At 59.7% G+C, this 20,705-nt stretch carries 17 protein-coding genes, 1 tRNA gene and 1 riboswitch; of the genes, 7 read left to right on the forward strand and 11 right to left on the reverse strand.

Translation table 11 applies throughout. The features are described from left to right. Positions 1–33: 33 nt before the first annotated feature. The 5 genes from KQI11_RS01250 to KQI11_RS01270 all read right to left on the reverse strand — a co-directional run bounded on the left by KQI11_RS01250 (position 34) and on the right by KQI11_RS01270 (position 7,525). Entirely contained in the window at positions 34–1,146 is a 1,113-nt protein-coding gene (locus tag KQI11_RS01250) for an ECF transporter S component (protein ID WP_216400797.1), read from the reverse strand. Continuing rightward, positions 1,065–2,771 carry an ABC transporter ATP-binding protein gene (locus KQI11_RS01255; protein WP_216400798.1) on the reverse strand — a complete coding sequence of 569 codons (1,707 nt, stop codon included), beginning with the start codon at positions 2,769–2,771 and terminating at the stop codon, positions 1,065–1,067. Before KQI11_RS01255 ends, KQI11_RS01250 begins: the two co-directional genes overlap by 82 nt. Then, positions 2,744–3,643 carry an energy-coupling factor transporter transmembrane component T gene (locus KQI11_RS01260; RefSeq protein ID WP_216400799.1) on the reverse strand — a complete coding sequence of 300 codons (900 nt, stop codon included), beginning with the start codon at positions 3,641–3,643 and terminating at the stop codon, positions 2,744–2,746. Before KQI11_RS01260 ends, KQI11_RS01255 begins: the two co-directional genes overlap by 28 nt. Continuing rightward, positions 3,640–4,980, reverse strand: a complete 1,341-nt coding sequence (locus tag KQI11_RS01265; RefSeq protein ID WP_216400800.1) for a DUF4430 domain-containing protein — start codon at positions 4,978–4,980, stop codon at positions 3,640–3,642. Before KQI11_RS01265 ends, KQI11_RS01260 begins: the two co-directional genes overlap by 4 nt. A 97-nt stretch (positions 4,981–5,077) precedes the next feature. Then, positions 5,078–7,525, reverse strand: coding sequence for a hypothetical protein (locus tag KQI11_RS01270; RefSeq protein ID WP_216400801.1), 2,448 nt, complete (start codon positions 7,523–7,525; stop codon positions 5,078–5,080). Between the two features lie 147 nt (positions 7,526–7,672). Then, positions 7,673–7,878: riboswitch (cobalamin riboswitch) on the reverse strand. 189 nt (positions 7,879–8,067) lie between these two features. Between KQI11_RS01270 and KQI11_RS01275 the strand changes: the two genes are divergently transcribed. Then, positions 8,068–8,439, forward strand: coding sequence for an iron chaperone (locus KQI11_RS01275; protein WP_216400802.1), 372 nt, complete (start codon positions 8,068–8,070; stop codon positions 8,437–8,439). A gap of 113 nt (positions 8,440–8,552) precedes the next feature. Here KQI11_RS01275 and KQI11_RS01280 read toward each other — a convergent pair. After that, a tRNA-Gly gene (locus tag KQI11_RS01280) sits at positions 8,553–8,626 on the reverse strand. Between the two features lie 184 nt (positions 8,627–8,810). On the opposite strand from KQI11_RS01280, the gene KQI11_RS01285 reads away from it, so the two are divergent. Further along, a complete protein-coding gene (locus KQI11_RS01285) occupies positions 8,811–9,251 on the forward strand; it encodes an EamA family transporter (protein ID WP_207721257.1) in 441 nt (146 codons plus the stop codon). A gap of 192 nt (positions 9,252–9,443) precedes the next feature. On the opposite strand, the gene KQI11_RS01290 is transcribed toward KQI11_RS01285, so the two are convergent. From KQI11_RS01290 to KQI11_RS01305, 4 genes are all read right to left on the reverse strand, one after another. Beyond that, positions 9,444–10,286 carry a nuclease-related domain-containing protein gene (locus KQI11_RS01290; protein WP_216400803.1) on the reverse strand — a complete coding sequence of 281 codons (843 nt, stop codon included), beginning with the start codon at positions 10,284–10,286 and terminating at the stop codon, positions 9,444–9,446. Positions 10,287–10,934: 648 nt separating this feature from the next. Further along, the gene (locus KQI11_RS01295) at positions 10,935–11,600 is read right to left on the reverse strand and encodes a manganese catalase family protein (protein WP_185915553.1); all 666 of its coding nucleotides are present in this window, start codon (positions 11,598–11,600) and stop codon (positions 10,935–10,937) included. A gap of 92 nt (positions 11,601–11,692) precedes the next feature. Further along, a complete protein-coding gene (gene eno / locus KQI11_RS01300; RefSeq protein ID WP_185915554.1) occupies positions 11,693–12,979 on the reverse strand; it encodes a phosphopyruvate hydratase in 1,287 nt (428 codons plus the stop codon). Further along, positions 12,972–14,177, reverse strand: coding sequence for an amidohydrolase (locus KQI11_RS01305; protein ID WP_353653878.1), 1,206 nt, complete (start codon positions 14,175–14,177; stop codon positions 12,972–12,974). Before KQI11_RS01305 ends, eno begins: the two co-directional genes overlap by 8 nt. 145 nt (positions 14,178–14,322) lie before the next feature. Between KQI11_RS01305 and KQI11_RS01310 the strand changes: the two genes are divergently transcribed. Then, positions 14,323–14,481 (forward strand): hypothetical protein, encoded by a 159-nt coding sequence (locus tag KQI11_RS01310; protein WP_216400805.1) that lies wholly within the window; start codon positions 14,323–14,325, stop codon positions 14,479–14,481. A gap of 146 nt (positions 14,482–14,627) precedes the next feature. On the opposite strand, the gene KQI11_RS01315 is transcribed toward KQI11_RS01310, so the two are convergent. Continuing rightward, positions 14,628–16,043: a LysM peptidoglycan-binding domain-containing protein gene (locus KQI11_RS01315; protein ID WP_216400806.1), complete on the reverse strand. Its 1,416-nt coding sequence runs from the start codon at positions 16,041–16,043 to the stop codon at positions 14,628–14,630. A gap of 632 nt (positions 16,044–16,675) precedes the next feature. On the opposite strand from KQI11_RS01315, the gene KQI11_RS01320 reads away from it, so the two are divergent. Genes KQI11_RS01320 through glf form a run of 4 tightly spaced genes read left to right on the forward strand, consistent with a single transcriptional unit; the run spans position 16,676 to position 20,696 of the window. Next, positions 16,676–17,497, forward strand: coding sequence for a glycosyltransferase (locus tag KQI11_RS01320; protein WP_243164361.1), 822 nt, complete (start codon positions 16,676–16,678; stop codon positions 17,495–17,497). A gap of 14 nt (positions 17,498–17,511) precedes the next feature. Beyond that, complete coding sequence (locus KQI11_RS01325) at positions 17,512–18,513, forward strand: glycosyltransferase (protein WP_185915559.1); 1,002 nt, start codon at positions 17,512–17,514, stop codon at positions 18,511–18,513. Positions 18,514–18,523: 10 nt separating this feature from the next. Continuing rightward, a complete protein-coding gene (locus KQI11_RS01330) occupies positions 18,524–19,519 on the forward strand; it encodes a glycosyltransferase family 2 protein (RefSeq protein WP_185915560.1) in 996 nt (331 codons plus the stop codon). Between the two features lie 19 nt (positions 19,520–19,538). Beyond that, on the forward strand, positions 19,539–20,696 hold the full coding sequence (glf, locus tag KQI11_RS01335) for a UDP-galactopyranose mutase (RefSeq protein WP_185915561.1): 1,158 nt from the start codon (positions 19,539–19,541) through the stop codon (positions 20,694–20,696). Positions 20,697–20,705 lie beyond the last annotated feature (9 nt).

Raw genomic sequence — 20,705 nt, forward strand, 5'->3', positions numbered from 1 at the left:
AAGTCTGTCCCGGGGCTCCCCCTTTTTGCCGGTTTAGCGGTAGAAGCCGTACTTGACCTTGATACGCTCGAGCTTTTGGATGAGGGAGGGGCCGAAGAGGAAAAGAAAGAGGGCGGTCCCCGCCCCGTGGAGGGCATCGTAAGGGACGCCGGAGAGGTAGAGGAGCCCCAGGGAGGGGAGGGTGAGCCCCATGCCCGAGGCGGGGAGGGCGCTGGCCATCACCAGGGCGGCGGCGTTCATGATCCCCCCGTAGACGATGAAGGTGGTGAGAAAGCCGAAGGAGGCGAGGGTCAGCCCGTCCAGCGGCAGCCGCCTGCGCTGGATGACCAGCCCGCAGAGGAGCCCCAGGGCGCCGAAGGCGTAGAGCCGCCAGCCGAGAAAGCTGCCTCCGCCGTCCCAGCGCTTGGCCAGGAGGGCCAGGGGAACGGCCAGCCCCAGGCAGAGGAGGGCGGCGAGGAGGGGGAGGGCGTCCCCCGCCCGCCGCCACTGCCAAACGCCCAGGCCGAGGGCGGCGGCGACGGCGGTGAGGGCGGCCGCCAGCAGCGCCAGGCGCCCCCCGGCGAGGGCCCCGGTGCCCAGCAGGTGGACCGCCAGGGCCGTCGCCACCGAAAGGAGGGTGCAGACCACCGGCCCCTGCACCAGCTGGAATTGGCGGGAGTTGGTGCGGTTGGCGGCGGCGCGGTTGAAGACCAACCCCGCCAGAAAGCCCAGCAGCCCCCAGCAAAACATCTGCCAGGGGGTCCAGGGCCCCTGCATGGAAAAGAGGTTGGCGCAGAGCCGGGCCAGGGCCCCGGTGAGAAACCCCGCCTCGGGCCCGAAGGCGATGCCGGCGATGATGACCAGGGCGGTGCCCGGCTGCAGGGGGCCCGCCAGATAGCCCAGCAGGTTGCCGCAGACGGCCAGGGCCGCCATCATGGCGATCATCACGATCTCCCGCGCCTTGGGCCGCCGCTTTTCGTAGACGAGGAAGAAGGGCAGAGAGGTGTAAAAGACGATCAGCAGGCTGACCAGGAGATAGCGCTGGTCGTCCAGCAACGCTACCCCCGCGAAGATGGTGAGGGGGATCAGCAGAAAGATGATGGCGGCGGAGAGGAGGGTGCGCCGCTTTCTGGCCCGGAGCTGTTGGCGGTCAAATTCATTGCGCACAGTGTGATCACATCCTGACAGGTGACGGCCTCTGCAAACAGGTGGCGGGACATCCGGTTGGCGGAGGTGGTGTAAAAGCTGTTGCCGCCGAAGAAGCGGCGAGGCGGGTCCTGCGAGGCGATGCAGCCGTCGAAGAAGAGGGCGCAGGTGTCCCCGTATTCGGCGCAGAACTCGATGTCGTGGGAGACCATGAAGAGGGTGAGCCCCCGGGCCAGCAGAGACTTGAGCAGCTTGGCCAGAGAGGCCTTGAAGAAGGGGTCGAGGCCCTTGGTGGGCTCGTCCAGCAGCAGGATCTGGGGCTGGCGCAGGAGGATCTTGCCCAGGGCCAGCCGCTGCTGTTCCCCCCCGCTCAGGTCGTAGGGGTGGGCGGCGCGCCGGCCGGTCAACTCCAGCAGGGCGAGCATCTCCTCCACCCCCTCCCGGCGGGCGCGATCGGTGCCGGGGAGGTCTGCCAGGGCGTCGAAGAGCTCCTCCTCGGCGCGCAGCTCGGTGAAGAGGGCCTGGGGGTTTTGGGGCAGCACCCCCAGGGCCAGCCCGTCGGCCACCTTTACCCGGCCGCGGTTTGGCTTGAGCAGCCCGGCAATCAGTTTGAGGGCGGTGCTCTTGCCCGCCCCGTTGCCCCCCAGCAGGCAGTACCACTCCCCCCGGCGCACCGTCAGGGAGAGCCCCCGCACCACCTCGTCCTCCCCTCGCCGGTAGCGAAACCAGACGTTTTCCAGGGCGAGGGCGGGCTCCGCCGGGGGCGGGGGGGCGGTGTCCCTCTCCGGGAGGGCGGGCTGGGGGACCCCCTGGGGAAAGAGGTCGTCCAGCCAGAGCCGCCCCTCCCGCACGGTGACGGGGCAGGGGCCCTGGGGCTGCACCCCGGCGCAGATGCGCACCGCCGCCGGCAGGCCCAGGTACATGGGGTGCGCCTGCCCGGCCCGGCTCAACTGGGCGCTGACGGCCTGGGGGGTGTCGAAGGCGGCGATGCGGCCCCCCTCCATCACCATCACCCGGTCGGCCAGGGGGAAGGCCTCCTCCAGCCGGTGCTCGGAGAGGAAGACGGTGGTGCCCAGCTCCCGGTTGATTTTGGCGAGGGTGGCGAAAAACTCCGAGGCGGCGATGGGGTCGAGCTGGGAGGTGGGCTCGTCGAGCACCAGCACCTGCGGCTGCATGGCCATGACCGCGGCCAGGTTCAGCAGCTGCTTTTGCCCGCCGGAGAGGGCGTAGACGTCCCGGTGGAACCAGTCCTGAATGCCGAAAAAGCTGGCCATCTCCGCCACCCGGCGGCGGATCTCGGGGGTGGGCAGCCCCAGGTTTTCCAGCCCGAAGGCCAGCTCGTGCCACACCTTGTCGGTCACCAGCTGGGCGTCGGGGTCCTGCTGCACAAAGCCGATGGCGCAGGCGGCGGTGCGGGGGTCGAGCCGGTCGATGGGGGTGCCGCGGTAGAGGACCTCCCCCCGGCGGTCGCCGTAGGGGGTCATGCTGGCCTTGAGGTGGCGCAGCAGGGTGGATTTGCCGCAGCCCGAGCGGCCGCAGAGGACGGCGAAGGAGGCGGCAGAGAGGGAGAAGCTGACCTCCCGCAGGGCGTCCTCCTCCCGGTCGGGATAGCAAAAGCTCAATCGCTCACAGCGGATCTCTTCCATTGGCGCTCTCCTTTCCAGTCGATCAGGGGGGGCAGCAACAGCAGCGCCCCGTAGGCGGCGGCAGAACAGACAAAGAGGGGGCTTGCGGGGGGAAGGACGATCTTGGGGTAGAAGGCCACCTCCCAGGCGCCGCTGAAGATGCCAGCGCAGGCCGCGGCAAAGAGCCCCCCGATCAGCCCCAGCAGGGCGCCGTCTTGCCGGGTGAAGCGGAAGGTGTGAAAGCTGGTGCGGCCCTTGAGGCCGTAGCCGCGGGCCTCCATCGAGTCGGAGGTGGCGATGGCCGCCTCCAGCGACCAGGAGAGGAGGATGGACAACTCCCGCCCAAAGACCCGCAGCCGGGACAGGGGGCCGCCCTGTCCCCCCCTGCCCAGGCAGCGTTGCCCCGTGGACACCTCCCCAAACCGGGCTTTGAGCAGGGGGACAAAGCGGAGACAGATGGAGAGGGTGAGGGAGAGGGCGGGGGAGACCCGGCCGAAGAGGTAGACCACCTTGTCGGAGCGAAAGAGGGGCCCCATGCAGGAAAACCAGAGGAGGATGCCCCCCATCAGCACGCCGGTGGCCAGCCCGTAGAGAAAGGCCTCGGCGGTCATGGGGTTGTCGGCCAGGTAGAAGAGGACGGTGGCCCCCCGGTGGTTGAAGAGGGGGTTGATCAGCGCCGTCAGCACCACCGCCGGCAGGAGGAAGAGGAGGGCCAGCCGCAGGGCGGCCGCCCCCCGCTGCAAGAGGGCATAGAGGAGGGCCGAGCAGAAGGTCAGCCCCAACAGCAGCGGGTGGAGGGAGAAGACCGAGGCGACCACCAGGGCGGCAAAGTAGGCAAAGGTGACCAGGGGGTGGCAGCGGGCAAAGCCGCCCTCCCGCGGGGGGGCCCTCATCTGCCCCCCACGTCCTTGCCGAAGTCGCAGGTGTAGCACCAGACCAGGGTGTCCCCGTCCTTGAGCGGGTACTGGCTGCATCCGTAGTTGGGGAAGGTGCCGTTCACCTTGTACATCCACCCGCTGCCGCTGCCCACCTGTTTTTCGTAGAGGTGGCCGATCCCCTCGATATAGGCGCTGCCGTAGCCCGACTGGCTCTGAAATTCCATCTGGATGCGGTGGCTGCGGGTCACCCGCTTGAGCACCTCAAAGGCGCTCTCCCCATCCTGGATCTCCACCTTGGTGGGGGGGAGGATGACCCCGTTTTGGGGGATGTAGGGGCGGAGATTGTCGTCCACCTGGTCGAGTTTGTCCAACAGGGTGGTGCAGACGATGGAGACGGTGACGGTGGAGGTTTGGGGGGTGCTGCTCCCCCCGGACGGAGCGCCCTGCGACGAGCCGGCGGAACTGCCGGCGCTGCTGGGACCCGACGGGCTGGCGGGGGCAGAGGAGCTGCCGCCCGCGGGGGTGGTCGAGGGGGCGGAGGGGGCTTCGGGCTGCTCCTCCTCCCCGCTGGACTGATCGGGAGCCTCCTCCCCTGTCGCGGGGAGGAGGACCCAGCTCCCCCCCTCCCCCAGGGAGAAGGAGAGGGCCCCCTCCTCCGCCTGCACCGGGCCGGCGTATTCCAGCGCGCCGCCGGTGTAGCGGTAGAGGGCGGCGTAGGCTGTCTCCCCCCCTGTTTTCAGGGAGAGGTCGGCCCGCACCGGCAGGGCCCCGTTGTGGCAGAAGGCGAGGGTGAGGGCAAAGGCGGGGTCCTCTTTCCCCTGCGCTGCCAGCAGTTGGGCGATCTCGTCGCCCTCCGACCCGCCGGCGACCACCTGCAGGTTGACGGGGACCGCCTCCCCCAGCTGGTCGCAGGGGAGGGACCAGGTCAGTTCCCCCGCCCCCTCGACGGAGAGGGTTCGGGTCAGGGGCGCGCCGCTCTCGGCGGCGGCCTGCAGCTCCTGCGGGGTCAGACAGTTTTGGTTGGCGCCCTCGGCAAAGCGGGCACCCTCCTCCGCCAGGGCCTGGGCGGCGGCTGCCCGCTCCTCCTCGGTGGCGCTGTCGCTCTGGGCCAGGGTCTGGGCGCTCTCCAGCGCGCGGCGCAGGGCACCCAGGGCGTTCCAGGAGTATTCGCCGGCGGCGTTCCCCTCCTGGGCGCCGTCGAGAAGGGCCTGGGCGGCCTCGATCTGCGCCCCCAGTTCCCCGCCGCGCCCGGCCGGTTCGATGGTGGTCAGTTTGAAGATCCCCGCCGCGGCGAGGAGGGCAAAAATGCCCACAACGGCCCACAGGCGGGCCCTTTTTTTCCAGGTGCTCATCGGCATCTCCCCCTTGGTTTGGTCCGTGCGCGCAAAGGGCGACCGGCGACGGGGCCGGTCGCCCTTTTCAGCGGGTGGGTGCGAACAGATAAGGCGGTCAGGCCCGGCGGCGCTTGCAGGCGAGGGCCAGCGAAAGGGCGGTCAGCGCGGCGGCAAGCAGGGCTGCCGGGGCGGAGGCGTCGGCGGTGTTGGCGCTGGCGTCGCCATTGCCTCCCTCTGCGCCGGGCTCATCCAGCAGGGCGGCGGCCTGCTGGGCCACCTCGTCGGCCAGCTGGCCGTTTTGCAGGTACTTCAAGTCCCCTTCCAGGATGCCGTCGCGGTAGCCCTGGATCTCCCGAGCGATCGCCAGCAGCTCGGCGGCGTTTTCGGCGGTGACGGGGATGGGCTGTCCGTCCTTCATCAGCAGCTGGGCGGTCATCAGGTTGACCAGGTCCACCTTGGCCGGGCTCAGGTACTGCTCGATCTCGGAAATTTTGGCCAGGTCGGCGGGGAGCAGCCCCTCCAGCGCCCGGTCCAGCTCCTGGATGAGGGGGCGGCTCTCCAGGGTAATCTCCGCCCCGCCGAGTTTGTCGGAAATCAACTGGGCGGCAGCGGCCATCTGCTCCTCGATGGCAGCCACCCGGGCGCGGCTGTCGGCCAGCCGCTGCCGGTTGGCCAGTTTCTCCCGCTGGGCGTCGGGGAGGGCCTCATAGCGCGATTGCAGGCTGTCCACCGCGGCGCGGTCGCCGGAGGTGAGGGCGGAAAGGCCGGGCAGGGCGGCGATGTCCTCGTCCAGCTTCTGGACGATCGCCTCCTGGCGCAGGGCCTCGATGGCGGCCGCCGCCCTTTGCAGGGTGTCGACGCCGGCGATCTGCGATTGCTCCTGGGCGGAGAGGGCCTCATAGGCCGAGAGCAGGGCGCTCACCTTGTCCGCGTCTTGCAGGGTGAGGGACGGGAGGTCGAGAGAGGCGATGCCCTGGTTGATGCGGGCGATGGGGTCGGCGGTGGAGAGGGCCAAGATCTCCTCCAACTTGCCGTGGTTTGTCACCTTGGCCTGTTCGGCGGCGGAGAGGGCGCGGTAGCGGGTCTCCACCCGCCGGGCCTCCGCCAGGTTGACGTAGCGGTAGGAGCTGGCGTCGGGCAGCCGCTCGATCTGGCGCTGCACATCGGCGGCGGTGAGGGCGGTGTTCCCCTTGTTGCCGTAGCAGTAGAGGTAGCCGGCGTCGTTGTACCAGACCAGCGAGCCGTTGGGGGCGATGGCGATGCTCTGGGTGCAGTACTGGCGGCGGCCGATGCCCGGGACCACCTCCACCTGGGGCGCGGTCTGGCCCTCTTTATCCTTTAAGATGAAGAGGTTGTCGGAAGACTCGTTGGCCACGAAGTAGAGATAGACCTGGTTGCCGTTTTCGGCGCTGGCATAGGCGGTGGTCAGGGCGGCGGAGCCGGCGCTGTTGACCGCGTCGGTCTGGTAGAGGGTGGTCATGGTGTTTGTGTCGACGACAAAGACCGGCATCTGCGCGCCAAAGCTCTGGCCGGCCAGGTAGAGCCGGTCGTTGTAGATGACCGGGGAGGACTGGGTGTCTCCCCCCGAGATGCCGGCCGTCCACTCCCGCAGGCTGGCCTGGTCCAGCTTGCCGTCGGCGAGCAGCTTGTAGCTGCGCACCGCCGCCCCCGCCGTGGGGTGGCCGGAGGAGAGGTAGACGCGGCCGTCCTTTTCATAGTAAAAGGGGGTGGAGCGGGCGTTGTAGCCGCTGGGCAGCGAAAAGGTGTCGGCCACCGCGCCGGTCTTGTAGTTGACCGACCAGACGGTGCTGGAGCCGGCGTAGTTGGCGTCGGTGAAGAGGGCATAGTCCCCGGCAAAGGCCACGCCGTTTGTGTTGAAGCCGGCGTCAGAGGGGGAGGCAACGGTCCAGTTTGCGGCCTTCACCTCGGTGGCGCTGGCGGGGTTTTCGTCGGCGGTGTCAAAACAGGCGTAGACCCCGCCGGTGCGGTAGGAGCCGGTGAACACCCGCCCGTCGTGGCAGGTGACCGGGCTCTGCACGGCCGAGCCCGGCAGCTCCTGGGTGACGTAGAGCTGCTCGAGGGTCTCGGCGTCAAAGGCGCGCAGGAAGTTTTTCTGCACCCCGGTGGCGTCGGCGTCCAGGTTGTTGATCTCGCAGGGGACGAAGATCTTGCCGTCCCCCGCGCCCAGGATCATGGTGTACTGGTTGTGGGCCGCGCCGAAGACCGGGGCGCTGGCCACCTCTTTGCCGCTGCCCAGCTCGTACTTGCGCAGGCGCTGAAAGCTGTAGCAGTAGACGTAGTCCCCCAGGATGACGGGGGTGCTCGACGAGTCGGTCCAGGTGCTGGAGTCGCCGGTCTGCTTCTCCCACTTGAGCTCGATTTCGGCGGCGGTGGTGGGGGCCTTGGCGTCGGAGACGCCCTTGAGCCCGTCGGCTCCCAAAAACTGGGGCCAGCCCAGTTCCGCCGACGGTTCTGCCGCCAGGGCGGGCAGGCTGCCGGAGGCGCAGAGGCAGAGCGCCAGCAACGCCGCTGCCGCCCGTTTTTTTACAGAGATGTTTCCCATTTTTTCTCTTCCTCTCGATGGTCGCGGGGGATGGGCGGCCGGGGAGGACGACAAAAAAAGACCGTCGTCCGACGGTCTCTCGTGCAAAAAGGGGCGAGCGCAGGGCAGCCCAGCCTGTTTTGGCACTTTTGTCCTCGGCCGGAACTACTCATACACCCTGTTGCGGCAGGTCTCCTGACTCGGATGTCTCCCTACTCTCCAACCCGCCTTCCCAGGTCCAAAAGACCCAGTGGCGGCAGCAAAGCTGCCGTTGGATTTCGCCATCCTCACAGTAGCGGCGACTGTCACGGATTTTCACCGTGTTCCCTTTTGCTCCGCCCCAGAAGGGGCGGACCACAACAAACCATTTTATTTTGATGAGACCACTATACCACGGCCCGGGCCCACAAGTCAATTGAAGGGGGGATTTTGCCGCAGATGTGCGCCCGGCCGCGGGAAGGCCGGTCCATTTTTCCCCGCTGGGCGGGCGGTCTTTGGCGGCGGCTGGATAACGGCGGGGCGGCTGTGAAAAATAAGGGGGAGGAAGGGAGGGGGAGAAACGAATGGACGCATTCACAGCGTATCTGGAGGGGCTTGAGACGGTGCAGCAGCGGGCAGTCCTCGGCGGGGTCCTGCGCTGGGTCGGGGAGGCGTTTCCCGATTTGACCCCCAAAATTGCCTGGAGCCAGCCGATGTTCACCGACCACGGCACCTTCATCATCGGCTTTAGCGCCGCCAAGGCCCACCTGGCGGTCGCCCCGGAGAGGGCCGGGATCCTCCGCTTCTCCGGCGCGATCGAACGGGCAGGGTACCGCCACAGCAAGGAGCTCATCCGCATCCCCTGGGGACAGGCGGTGGACTTTGCGCTGCTGGGGGAGATCATCCGCTTCAACCGGGAGGACAAGCGGGACTGCACCAGATTTTGGCGGGGGTGAACCGCCCTCTGCCCCTGCGCGCCGGTTTCCCCCACCGGGGTGGCGGGGGGAGGACGACCCGCACAGGGGCAGAGAAAAAAGCCCCGGCGCAGACGCGCCAGGGCTTTTTTGTTTGGAGCAGGCGATGGGAATCGAACCCACAACCTCAGCTTGGGAAGCTGATGTTTTACCACTAAACTACGCCTGCACCTGTAAGTGCTTTACTATTATAGTACGGCTTGGCCCCAAACGTCAAGCCCCGGGCGAGAAATTACAAAAAAATTCCCGATCCCCACCCCTTCGACAGGGCGGGGGACAGCTGTGGAAAAAAGGGCGTTGTACTTGGGTGAAAAAGGTGCTATTTTAGAGGGGAGAAAGAGGGGAGTCGCGAGATGAAAGAGGCAAAGGGGGAGAAGCGGGTGTGGATTTTGTACGCGGTGCTGTCGGCGGTGTTTGCCGCCCTCACCTCGATTTTGGCCAAGGTGGGCATTGAGAAGATCGATTCCAACCTGGCCACCGCCATCCGCACGGCGGTGGTGCTGGTGATGGCCTGGGGGATCGTCTTCCTCACCGGCGCCCAGGCGGGGCTGCGGCAGATCGGCGGGCGCAGCCTGGTCTTTTTGGTGCTGTCGGGGCTGGCCACCGGGGCCTCCTGGCTGTTTTACTACAAGGCCATCCAGATGGGGGAGGTCTCCCGGGTGGTGCCCATCGACAAGTTCAGCGTGGTCATCACCATGGTGCTGGCCTTTGTCTTTTTGCACGAAAAAATCACCCTGAAGACCGCCCTGGGCGGGGTGCTGATCACCGCTGGGACCTTTGTCATGATTTTGTGATCCGGCCGGGCGGACGAGGGGCGGACCCCGTCGGGGGCGCCGAAGGCGGGCGAGCGGACCGCGGCAACAGGCGGGGGAGAGGGGATGCCTTCTCCCCCGCCTGTTTCTGCGCCCTTTGGGCGCTGGAGGGGGGCGCCCTCTCCCCGCAAACTGCGCCCAGGGGGCAGAGAGGGACCGCGCCCTCCCCCGCCGTCAATCGGCGTTTTGCGTATATCGGCACCTGGGGAAATGGGAGCAGCCCCAAAACTGCTCTCCCGCATGCGCCCCTCTGGTGGCCGTTCTGAGGACGAGTTTGCCCCCGCATCTCGGGCAGACTTTATTGGCCGACGGACTGGCGGGCGAATGGTGCTTTTTGTGTATATTTTCGATGTGCGACCGCTTTTCGGAATCGCCCGCTTGCGCCAGTGGGGCCAGCCGGTCGTACAGCTCATCGATTTTTTGGGGTTTGAGCTGGCTGCCCAGCCCTCTTGCCGTCTGGGCTATATCGGACAGGACGTCGTATCGGTTGACGACGCGGTGTTCCCGGCTGGTCAGGCGGATGTCTTTTAATGTGCAGCGATCGCTAAAGACGATATAGGAGAGAAAGGGGACAAAATCCTCCTGCAAAAACGCCTTCAGCCATTTCAGATGCACCTTGTTCTGCACGATCGGGTTGAGAAATGAAACTTTTTTTGCACGGCCCTTCCCCGCGGGCAGGGTCTGCGTCCAGTATGAGTTGGTTTCGGTGCCAAAGATCCACCCGCTGTAGTTTTTTGATTCAAAGACATATATGCCCGACTCGTGGAGGAAAATGACGTCTATCTCTGTTTTTCCCCCGTCCTGCTTTGGCAAATAGCAGTTGAAGAGGAAGCGCTTGTAACCCGGCAGTTGCCGCAGGCACCGGTATGTATAAAACTCGCCAAGCAGCCCCTTGTCCCTTCGGACGCGCCAGTAGGGGTTGCGGGTTTGTTTGAAATACGCCGTCTTTTCGTATCTTTTTCGCGCGATCTCACAGGCCAAAAAGGCGGTTGCGACGACGGCCAAAAGCAATATCATAGGCTCCCCCCTGTGCGTCTGTCTGCTGTGCTGCAGCGCACTGTTTCGGCTGTTCGATCGCCCTTTTCGCCGCATTTCCGCTTTTGCCGAAAAGCAGTGCTGCCGGCCTTCCCCAGAGGCGGAAAAACGGCGGTCCACAGGGGCTTGCCGCTGCTGTGACAGGGTTTTTATTGACCAAAGGGGACCTGTTTTTTTCGAGTTCTCCCCTGGTCTCCACCCAGTTTTCCGCGTGGCCGCAGTCGCAGCAGACATAGCGGATGACGGGGATCTTCCCCATCGGGGTCATGGACGAGGGGGAGATGTTGCTGCCGCTGGCATGGCGATTCGGAGCGTCTGGGACGCGGACGGTGTTTTGCGAACCGCACTTGGGCCATCTTCTCGCATTCTCCACTTCTTCATCTCCCTTCCCCCTATATTATAGGTTTGTCCTGCGGGGGAGCGCAAGTGAAAAGGGGAAAGATCTCGCAGAGTTTTGGCCGCTGCGCTATTCCCGTGTTCCCTGTATCCCCTCTTGTGGCTGGGTGCGGCTGAAAGGTGAGGGCGCGCCGACCGCCGTGCGGCGGGAAAAAGAGAAACGACACCGCTTTGGCGGTGCCGTTTCTCTTTTGGGGAAGGGCATTTTCTCGCGAGAGGATCGCCCTTCGCGGACTAGATGTTGAAGCTGGGCGGCTGCTTTTTGGCCGGGTCGAAGGACTGGCCGCCGGGGTAGGACAGGTCGAAGTAGATGCGCGAATCCACCGTGGTGCCCCACTCTTTCTGGCTGCCGGTGTCCTGAATGCGGTTGAAGGCCTCGCGGAACATGGTGTTGTGGGCCTCCTCCCGGTTGAGGAGGAAGTCGATGGTGTCCCGCACCCCCTTGTCGTCGATTTGGCGGTAGAGGTACTGGTAGACCACCTTGGCCCGCTGCTCGGCGGCGATGTCCGAGAGGATGTCGGCTGCCAGGTCGCCGGTCTCGTTGACGTAGGCGGCTGTCCAGAGGTAGCCGGAGGCATTGGCCAGCATGGGGGTCAGCCCGGTGAGGACGTGGGCCTCCACGTTCCCCACGGTGGCGTGGGCGGCGTCCAGGTCATGGCCGTTGAGCAGGTTGACTGCGGTGGCCACCATCTCCATGTGGCAGAGCTCCTCGGCGGCCACGTCCAAAAACAGGTCTTTGATCTCCGGGTCCTTGATGCGCATGCTCTGGGACAGGTACTGCAGGGCGGCCTTCAGCTCGCCCTGGGGCCCGCCCAACTGCTCCTGCAGCATGGCGGCGTAGTTGGGGTTGGGCCTGTCCACCTTTACTTCGTGGAGCAACTTTTTCTCGTGTTTGAACAACGTTTCTTCCTCCTTTGGCGCCAGAGGCGCAGCTGTTTTTAGCGGGGGGCGGTCCGCTCTGCCGACCCCCCGCTGCCGGGGAAAGAGGGAGCTTAGCGGCCCAGGCGGCCAAAGGTCGCCCGGCGGCCCAGCTCCTCCTCAATGGCGAGCAGGCGGTTGTACTTGCAGACCCGCTCGCTGCGGGCGGGGGCGCCGGTCTTGATCTGCCCGGCCGAGAGCCCCACGGCGAGGTCGGCGATCGAGGTGTCCTCGGTCTCGCCGCTGCGGTGGGAGAGGATGGCCCGGTAGCCGTTTTGGCGGGCCAGGGACACCGTCTCCGCCGTCTCGCTGAGGGTGCCGATCTGGTTGGGCTTGACCAGCACCGCGTTGGCGGCCCCCGCCGCAATGCCCTGGCGCAGCCGGGCGGGGTTGGTGACGAAGAGGTCGTCCCCCACGATCTGCACCCGGCCGCCCAGGCGGGCGGTGAGGGCGGCAAAACCGGTGAAGTCGCTCTCCCCCAGCGGGTCCTCTAGGGAGACGATGGGCCAGCGCCCGCAGAGACCGCACCAGTACTCGGCCAGCTCTCCGGGGGTGAAGGGCTGGCCCCGCTTGGGCAGCCGGTACCCCTCGCCCTGGCTCCACTCGCTGGCCGCCGCGTCCAGGGCGATGGACAGGTCCTGCCCTGGGCGGTAGCCGGCAGCCTCGATGGCCTGGCAGAGCAGGGCGAGGGCCTCCTCGTCCCCCGGCAGGTCGGGGGCAAAGCCCCCCTCGTCCCCCACGGCGGTGGAGAGGCCCCGCTCCCGCAGCAGGCGGCCCAGGCTGTGGTAGACCGCGACGCCCATCTCCATGGCCTGGGAAAACCGATTTGCCCCCACCGGCACGATCATGAACTCCTGTACGTCCAGGTTGTTGCCGGCGTGGGCGCCGCCGTTTAGGATGTTCATCATCGGCAGCGGCAGGGTGCAGGCGGCCGCTCCGCCCAGCCAGCGGTAGAGGGGCAGCTCCCGCGCGGCAGCGGCGGCCTTGGCGCTGGCCAGGGAGAGGGCCAAAATGGCGTTGGCCCCCAGGCGGGACTTTGACTCGGTGCCGTCGGCGTCGAGCATGGCCCGGTCCACCGCCAGCTGGTCGTCGGCGTCCAGGCCGGTGAGGGCCTGGGCCAGCGCCCCTTTGACGTGGGAGACCGCCCGGGTCACCCCTTTGCCGCCAAAGGGCTCTCCGCCGTCCCGCAGCTCCCGCGCCTCAAAGGCCCCGGTGGAGGCGCCGGAGGGCACCATCGCCTCCCCCACTGCGCCGCAGCGCAGCCGCACCTGGGCGGCGACGGTGGGGTTGGCCCGGGAGTCAAAGACCTGTCGGCCACTCACCCCGCAGATGGCGGTGGGAAAACAAGTTTTTTCATCCATTTTTTTGCCCTCCTTGTGTCGCGCCCTGGCGCTCCCGCCGGTGGTCGTAGAGCACTTCGCCCCCGATGAGGGTGTAGAGGGTCTCGGTGAACACCTCCATGGGGTTGCCGGAAAAGACGGCGATGTCGGCGTCCTTCCCCGGCTCCAAGGTGCCCAGTCGGTCGTCCACCCCGCAGATGGCGGCGGCGTCACAGGTGATGGCCCGCAGGGCCCGCATGACGCCCAGTCCCTCCCGGGCGGCGATCCCCGCGTAGATGGGCAGATACTGGAGAAGGGAGACCGGGTGGTCGGTGGTGATGGCCACCGTCACCCCCTCGTCGGCCAGGATCCCCGCGGTCTTGAAATCGGCGTACTGCACCTCCACCTTGTTGCGCGAGGCGATGGAGGGCCCGACGATGGCGGGGAAGCCCGACTCCTTGACCTGCCGGGCGATCAGGTGCCCCTCGGTGCAGTGGTCCAGGGTGAGGCGGAGGTCGAATTCCCGCGCAATGCGGATGGCGGTGAGGATGTCGTCGGTCCGGTGCGCGTGGGCCTTGAGGGGGATCTCCCGGCGGAGCACCGGCAGCCAGCACTCCTTGCGAAAGTCCTTCTCAAATTCGCCGCCGCTTTTTTGGGCGGCCTCCTTTTTGGCCAGGTAGGCCCGGGCGGCAGTGAGCTCTTCCCGCAGCATCCCGGCAATGCTCATGCGGGTGGCCGGCATCTTGCCCTGGCCGCTGTAGTTGGTCTTGGGGTTCTCGCCGAAGGCGACCTTCATGGCCGCCGGGGCCAGCACCACCATCTCGTCCACGCTGCGGCCGTCGGTCTTTAAAAAGGCGAACTGCCCCCCCACCACATTGGAGCTGCCCGGGCCGATCATGGCGCCGGTGATGCCCGCCCGCACGGCGTTGTGAAAGGCCGCGTCCATGGGGTTGATGGCGTCAATGGCCCGCAGATAGGGGGTGATGGGGTCGGTGGTCTCGTTGCAGTCGTCCCCCTGCAGACCGGTCTTCTCCTCGCTGATGCCCAGGTGGCAGTGGGCCTCGATGATGCCCGGCAGGATCCAGCCGCCGCCGGCGTCCAACACGGTGGCCCCCGCCCGCTCCTTTGGGGTGCAGTGGGTGTCCACCCGCAAAATTTTGCCCTCCTTAATAAGGACACATCCGTTTTCAATGGGGTCTTCGCACATGGGGAAGACCCGCCCGTTTTCAATGATCAGCACGCTTTCGCCGCCCTTCGAGTGATTCCTTGTTTTGGCAGTATTAGCATGGCTTTTTCCCCTTCTTTTATGCGGTGACGGCTGCATAAAAAGGCGGCGCAGGGCGGATACTAACAGCGTACTTTTCAATGGAAAGGGGGGTCGATCCATGTACGAGCAGAATCAGCAGCAGAACCAGCAGAACCAGCAGAATCAGCAGAACCAGCAGCAGAGACAGCAGCGCCAGAACCAGCAGAACCAGCAGCAGAAAAAGCAGCAGCAGAATCAGCAGAACCAGCAGAACCAGCGTCAGAACAACAACGACTAGTGATCTGATGTTTTGAAGGCCGGAGCCTTGAACCGCTTTTTATAGGGCGGCTCAGGGCTCTGGCTATTTTTGTGTCTTTTGAAAGGGGAGATGGGTATGTAGGGGGGCGGAGGTCCGCCCCCTGTCAGCTCGTCTCTGCCGCCGGTTCAGTTGAGCTTGAGCACCTGCCCGGGATAGATGAGGCGGGGATTTTTCAGTTCGTTGATCCCCGCGAGGCGGTTGACGGTGGTGCCAAAGCGGGTGGCAATGGACCAGAGAGTGTCCCCCCGCTGTACGGTATAGGTGATGGCCCCGCCGCTGGCGGCGCTCGCCTGACCCGCGGAGATCCGCAGCACCTGCCCGGGGTAGATGCGGCTGGGGTTTTGGATGCCGTTTTCGCTGGCGATGGCCGAGACGGTGGTGCCGAAGCGGCGGGCGATAGCCCAGAGGGTATCGCCCCGGCGCACGGTGTAGGTGGCGGCGGACACAGAAGAGCGGTCGACCGCCGCGCCGGAAGAGGCGGCCCCGACCCGCAGCACCTGCCCGGGGTAGATGCGGCTGGGGTTTTGGATGCCATTTTCGCTGGCAATGGCCGAGACGGTGGTGCCGAAGCGACGGGCGATGGCCCAGAGGGTGTCCCCCCGGCGCACGGTGTAGGTGATGGGCCCACCGCTGGCGCCGACGGTGCCGCTGCCGGCGTGGCCGGGCAGGCGCAGCACCTGCCCGGGATAGATGAGGTTAGGGTTTGAGATGTCGTTGAGGGAGGCCAGCCTCCCCACAGTGGTGCCGAAGCGGCGGGCGATGGCCCAGAGGGTGTCTCCCCGCCGCACGGTATAGCTGCCACCGGCGGGCACCGGCGCGGGGGCGGTGACGGTGGGCAGGGGATCGCTGTCGCCGCGCAGCAGGGCCTGGGTGAAGCGGTCTAGGTCCACCCGGCCGGAGATGCCGGGCACCTGGCCGTCGTCGGCGTACTGCCAGCCGGCCCAGTAGGCCCAGACGTTGCCGGCATTGGGCCGGTCGACCCCGTACTCGGCGACCCACAGGGGGTAGGAGGCAAAGCGGCTGTCGAAGACGTCCCGGGCGTTGGAGGCGTCGGCATAGATGGCGCAGGGTTTGCCGGTGACTTCCTCCAGCTCTTCCAGGAAGGCCAGACCGACGGCGCCGATCTCCTCACGGCTCAGGGAGCCAAAGGCCTCAAAGTCCATGGCCAGCAGGCAGTCCGGCTGGGTGCCCCCGGCCAGCGAGGCGAAGTAGCGGGCCTCCTGCCGGGCCTGGTCGGGGGTGCGGGCGGTCACGTAGTGGTAGAGGCCCACCAGCAGCCCGGCATCCTTGGCCCGGCGGTAGTTTTGCCGGTAGAGGGGGTCTTGGTAGTCGCCCCCTACCCCGGCGCGGATATAGACCATCTCAACGCCGGAGGCGCGGACGGCGGAAAAGTCGATGTCTCCCTGCCACTCGCTCACGTCGATGCCGCGGTATTCCCGGCCGGGGGCCGGGTCCAGGGCAAAGGCGGGCAGCGCGCAGCCCAGACAGAGCAGCGCAGCGAGCAGGGCGACGGCCCATTTGCGTAAAGGGCGGTCAAACACGGTTGATCCCTCCCGTTGGGTGTAGATTTGAGGTGCGCGCTCGGCGCACACCACCAGTTTATGAGCGGGGGGAGAGGCGGGTGTTTGGGGGGGAGGAGGGGCTATATACAAGTACAGAATGCTCGGCAGTAATTTTTGGTGGGCTGTCAATAAAAAGAAGAGAGATTGTTGTGACCATATGAGTAAAGCTTTAGAAAAAGAGCATTATTGAAAATATTTCTGCAACAAATTACCAAACTGGTAAAAAGGAGAATACCTGAGAACTTGTAAGAGTTGGTAAAAAGGTCGGTATTCCGTATAAACTAGAGGCAATCGTAAAACAAGTAACTGATTAAAAGGAGAAGGCTGATATACTATTAGATAATTTATACGACAAGGCTAAAAAAGAAATTGAAAAACATATGGCGGGTTTGCAGTGTGAGGAAAATTTCAAGAAGATGTAAAATTATTAGGGTTAAACGCTTACAACGTGAAGCTTTAAAGCTAGAATAGAAAGGAATAATGGCTATTTGGCATGAGTAGCCTAGAAGCTCTAATTGAAAAAAGTGTCCTAGTACAGTATAATGTTTGTAATATTAGCCGATGAGACTAAAAAGTTGTGTGATGGTGTTATGAAGAGTTATAGTGTGTTGATGTCAGTTTATTATAAGGAAAACCCAGAGTTTCTTCGTCAAAGTATATACAGCATGATAGATCAAACAGTACAAACAGATAACTTTATACTTGTTTGTGATGGACCACTTACGGAGGAGTTAGATGAAGTTATTGCCTGCTTTTCCGAAAAGTATCCAACGATTTTTAATGTAATTCGTTTGAAAGTTAATCAGGGTTTGGGGCATGCGCTAAATGTCGGTTTGAGGCATTGTAAAAATGAGCTTGTGGCAAGAATGGATTCTGATGATATTAGCGTGAGAGAACGCTGTTCTATGCAGATGCGTAAATTTGCAGAAAATCCTGAGTTAACAGTGGTCAGTGGTACCGTTAAAGAATTTATGGGCAGTGCTGAACATATCACAGCAGTTAAGATTTTACCAGAACAACATGAAGATATTTATGAATACGCGAAAATGCGTTGCCCATTTAATCATCCGGCAGTTATGTATCGCAAATCTGCAGTGTTGTGTGCAGGTGGGTACCAAGAGGTCCCTTTATATGAGGATTATGATTTATGGGTACGCATGCTTATAAGGGGAGCAAAAGCCTATAATTTTCCTGAAACTCTTTGTCTAATGCGGGCAGATAGTGGGTTGTATAATCGCCGAGGCGGCTGGAGCTATCTAAAAAAGGTGGCAGCCTTTCGCACTAGAATAAGGAAAATGCATTTTTGCACTTTTTTGCAATATATAATTGGAATATGTGGGCAAGGGATAGTATGTTTGGTTCCTAGCAGCTTGCGCCGCTGGATTTATATGCATTTTTTGCGCAAATCTAACAAAAATGTAGATGCAAATTAAAGGTGGGGATATCGTTGGCTTTCCTAAGTATTATTATACCCGTTTATAATGCAGAAAAAACTGTAGGATATTCCATTGAGAGTGTTTTGGCACAGAAATGGGATGATATAGAAATAATTGTAGTAGATGATGGCTCTTCAGATGGATCGTTAACAATATGCAAAGAGTATGAAAAGAAAGACACACGGATTAAAGTAATTCATCAGGAAAATGGTGGGCCTGGGGCAGCAAGAAATACTGGCTTGCAAAATGCGAAAGGAGACTATATTGCATTTGTAGATGCCGACGACTATATAGAAAATGAAATGTATGATATACTCCTTGAAAAACTGTGTTCTACAGATGCAGATGTTGCTATCTGTGGATATATACGAGAATATTATAAAGGCGAACACCTTTCGGCATGTAAGAAGGTAACAACTGAAAGTGCAGAGGTTTCTAAAAAAGCTTGGCGGCAATATTTCGATGAATGGTACTATAAAAATTATTTCAACGTCCTTTGGAACAAAATATATAAAAAGGAAGTAATCGAGAATTATAATATTTTATTTCAAACGGACATATACAATGGGGAAGATTTGATTTTTAACCTTTCTTACTTTGCCCATATACAAAAAGTTGTAGTATTGGATCAAGCATTATACCACTATGTAGAAAGGCGAGGGGATTCTTTAACTCACCGATGTGATCCGAGCTTTTTCAAAAATAAAATTTATCTTTTTGAAGCCGTCTCTAAATTTTGTCAAACCCATTTCTCGGATTCACATTCATATTGTTCTATTTACAGTGTCTTTTTAAGAGATTGTTTTCAAAGTATAGATAGATATTATCAGGACAAAGAGACTATAAAACAGATAATTGACCATCCTTATACTTCTATAGCGATTCAAAATAGTGCCTCAGCGAATGGGGCGTTTTTGTTGTACAGGTTGGCGCTAAAAAGTAGATTGGTTTGGGTAGTTAGAAAAGTTTCCGACTTAAGGAAATTGTTTAAAAATCATTTGTTAGGACGATGAAAGGATAAAAATGAATAAAATATTATCGGTTGTTGTGCCTTCTTATAATGTTGAAAACTACATAAAAAAAGGTCTAGAATCCTTTATAAGCGCAAAAGCAATGGAGTATCTAGAAGTCATAATTGTAGACGATGGTTCATCGGACCAGACAGCAAAGATTGCCGAAATGTTTGTAAATGAGTACCCTCAAACTTTTTTTCTAATTAGTAAAGAAAACGGGGGACATGGCTCTGCTGTCAATGCTGGTATTAAACATGCTACCGGAAAATATTTTAAAATTGTTGACGGCGATGACTGGATTGAGACAGAAAATCTGGAAAGCTTTTTGTCTCAACTAATGATGACCAATGCAGAGCTGGTTCTTACGGATTATCAAACTGTTCACATGGAAACAGGTGAAGTGCAAAAATATTTATTTAATGGTTTGGAAAGAAACCAGGAATATACAGTTGAAGCGATTTTACAGTCAGGTGTTCTCTTTCCAATGGCAACATTATGTTATCGGACTGATATATTACAGAAAAATAATATTCGGCTTCAAGAAAAAACTTTTTATGTAGATGAAGAGTTTGATGTACTTCCTTTTGTGTACATACAAAAGATTTTTGTGTCCAGTCTTTTAATATATAATTATTTGATAGGGAATAGCAATCAAAGTGTTTTTATGCAGAATCAAATACGCCGGTTGGAAGACAAGAAAAAAGTAACTCGGCGATTAGCAAAATATTTAGTAGAAAATCAGACTGTAAGTAGCAATTATCAATATTGCTTTTATAAGGTAAAAGGAGCTATTGAATCAGTTTTCCTAGTTTCTTTTATTTATGATGAAGACTCACTTCACGGCCGTAAAAATGCAGTGCAGTTTTATAAAGAGATGAAAGAAATAAATATACGATTAGCTGTAGCGGTTAGAAAAAAATTTGTTTTGTTTTGGTTATTAAATCACTTTAAAAATCGAAAATCCTTGTATCTAAAAATAAAACAGGCGAAAAAAATAAAACAATAAAAAATGGGGTGCGCTATTTATGGAAAATATAATAGTTGTCGGATGTGGATATGCAGGGGCTGTCGTTGCAAGATTAGCTGCAGAGAATGGATATTCTGTCACTGTTTTGGAAAAACGTGGGCAAATAGCAGGTAATATGTTTGACTTTTATAATAAAGATGGAATTTTAGTTCACAAATTTGGTCCACATATTTCAGTGATGAATAAAGAAGAAGTCTTTAATTTTCTTTCTCGATTTACAGAGTGGGTGCCATATATTCATCATGTAAATGCAGAAATTGATGGAATCGAAGTTCCATTGCCTTTTAATCTTAATGGGATAGATCGACTCTTCTCATCAGAAAAAGCATCAGCATATAAAAAAGCTCTTTGTGATGAATATGGGATAGGGAAAAGTGTGCCAATTTTGACCCTTTTACAATGTGAAAATCCGTTGATACAGGAACTGGCACAATTTGTTTTTGAAAAAGTTTTTTTACACTATACTATTAAAATGTGGGGTCTCTCCCCTGATAAAATTGATCCGGCTGTGACCGGGAGAGTTCCAATACGCCTTTCTTATGATGACCAGCATTTTCTTCATAAATACCAAGTTATGCCCAAAGATGGCTTTACGGTGCTTTTTGAAAGGATGCTTAATCATCCTTCAATTTGTGTAAAATTAAATACAGATGCACTGAATGTGTTGCGGCTGGATGAGGCAAATCATGTAGTTTGGTACAATAATGAACGGTTTGAAGGGAAAGTTGTTTATACAGGTGCTTTAGACGCCCTGTTTGCTTATGAGTTTGGCATGTTGCCGTATCGCTCTTTAAAGTTCGAGTTCAATACATTTGATGTAGATTATATACAGAGTACATCTGTCTTAAACTGGCCTGATTCACGTAGCGCTACCCGACGGACAGAGATGAAGCGGCTTACACAACAGGTGCTCCCTGGTAAAACGACTACAATTACAGAATTTCCAGGGGCATATGAGTTAGATTCAAAAGAGTTTGGGGAGCCATATTACCCTATTGCCAATGAAGAATGCTTGGCCATATACAATAGGTATAAAGACAAACTAAAACAGTTTCCATCTGTATTAGGAGTAGGGCGTTTGGCAGATTATAAATATTACAATATGGAAGATACAATTAGCAGAGCCTTAGATTTTTTTGAAGAGCATTTAAAATAAGGAGAACTA

It is taken from the genome of Acetanaerobacterium sp. MSJ-12, from assembly GCF_018917875.1.
Classification (GTDB): Bacteria; Bacillota; Clostridia; order Oscillospirales; family Ruminococcaceae; genus Bittarella; species Bittarella massiliensis.

Excerpts from the sequence above, each read along its gene's own strand:
- KQI11_RS01310 (WP_216400805.1), top strand. The coding sequence starts at position 14,323 with ATGTACGAGCAGAATCAGCAGCAGAACCAGCAGAACCAGCAGAATCAG.
- KQI11_RS01255 (WP_216400798.1), bottom strand. The coding sequence starts at position 2,771 with ATGGAAGAGATCCGCTGTGAGCGATTGAGCTTTTGCTATCCCGACCGG.
- KQI11_RS01285 (WP_207721257.1), top strand. The coding sequence starts at position 8,811 with ATGAAAGAGGCAAAGGGGGAGAAGCGGGTGTGGATTTTGTACGCGGTG.
- KQI11_RS01320 (WP_243164361.1), top strand. The coding sequence starts at position 16,676 with ATGTCAGTTTATTATAAGGAAAACCCAGAGTTTCTTCGTCAAAGTATA.
- KQI11_RS01330 (WP_185915560.1), top strand. The coding sequence starts at position 18,524 with ATGAATAAAATATTATCGGTTGTTGTGCCTTCTTATAATGTTGAAAAC.
- eno (WP_185915554.1), bottom strand. The coding sequence starts at position 12,979 with ATGGATGAAAAAACTTGTTTTCCCACCGCCATCTGCGGGGTGAGTGGC.
- KQI11_RS01265 (WP_216400800.1), bottom strand. The coding sequence starts at position 4,980 with ATGAGCACCTGGAAAAAAAGGGCCCGCCTGTGGGCCGTTGTGGGCATT.
- KQI11_RS01275 (WP_216400802.1), top strand. The coding sequence starts at position 8,068 with ATGGACGCATTCACAGCGTATCTGGAGGGGCTTGAGACGGTGCAGCAG.
- KQI11_RS01260 (WP_216400799.1), bottom strand. The coding sequence starts at position 3,643 with ATGAGGGCCCCCCCGCGGGAGGGCGGCTTTGCCCGCTGCCACCCCCTG.
- glf (WP_185915561.1), top strand. The coding sequence starts at position 19,539 with ATGGAAAATATAATAGTTGTCGGATGTGGATATGCAGGGGCTGTCGTT.
- KQI11_RS01270 (WP_216400801.1), bottom strand. The coding sequence starts at position 7,525 with ATGGGAAACATCTCTGTAAAAAAACGGGCGGCAGCGGCGTTGCTGGCG.
- KQI11_RS01290 (WP_216400803.1), bottom strand. The coding sequence starts at position 10,286 with ATGATATTGCTTTTGGCCGTCGTCGCAACCGCCTTTTTGGCCTGTGAG.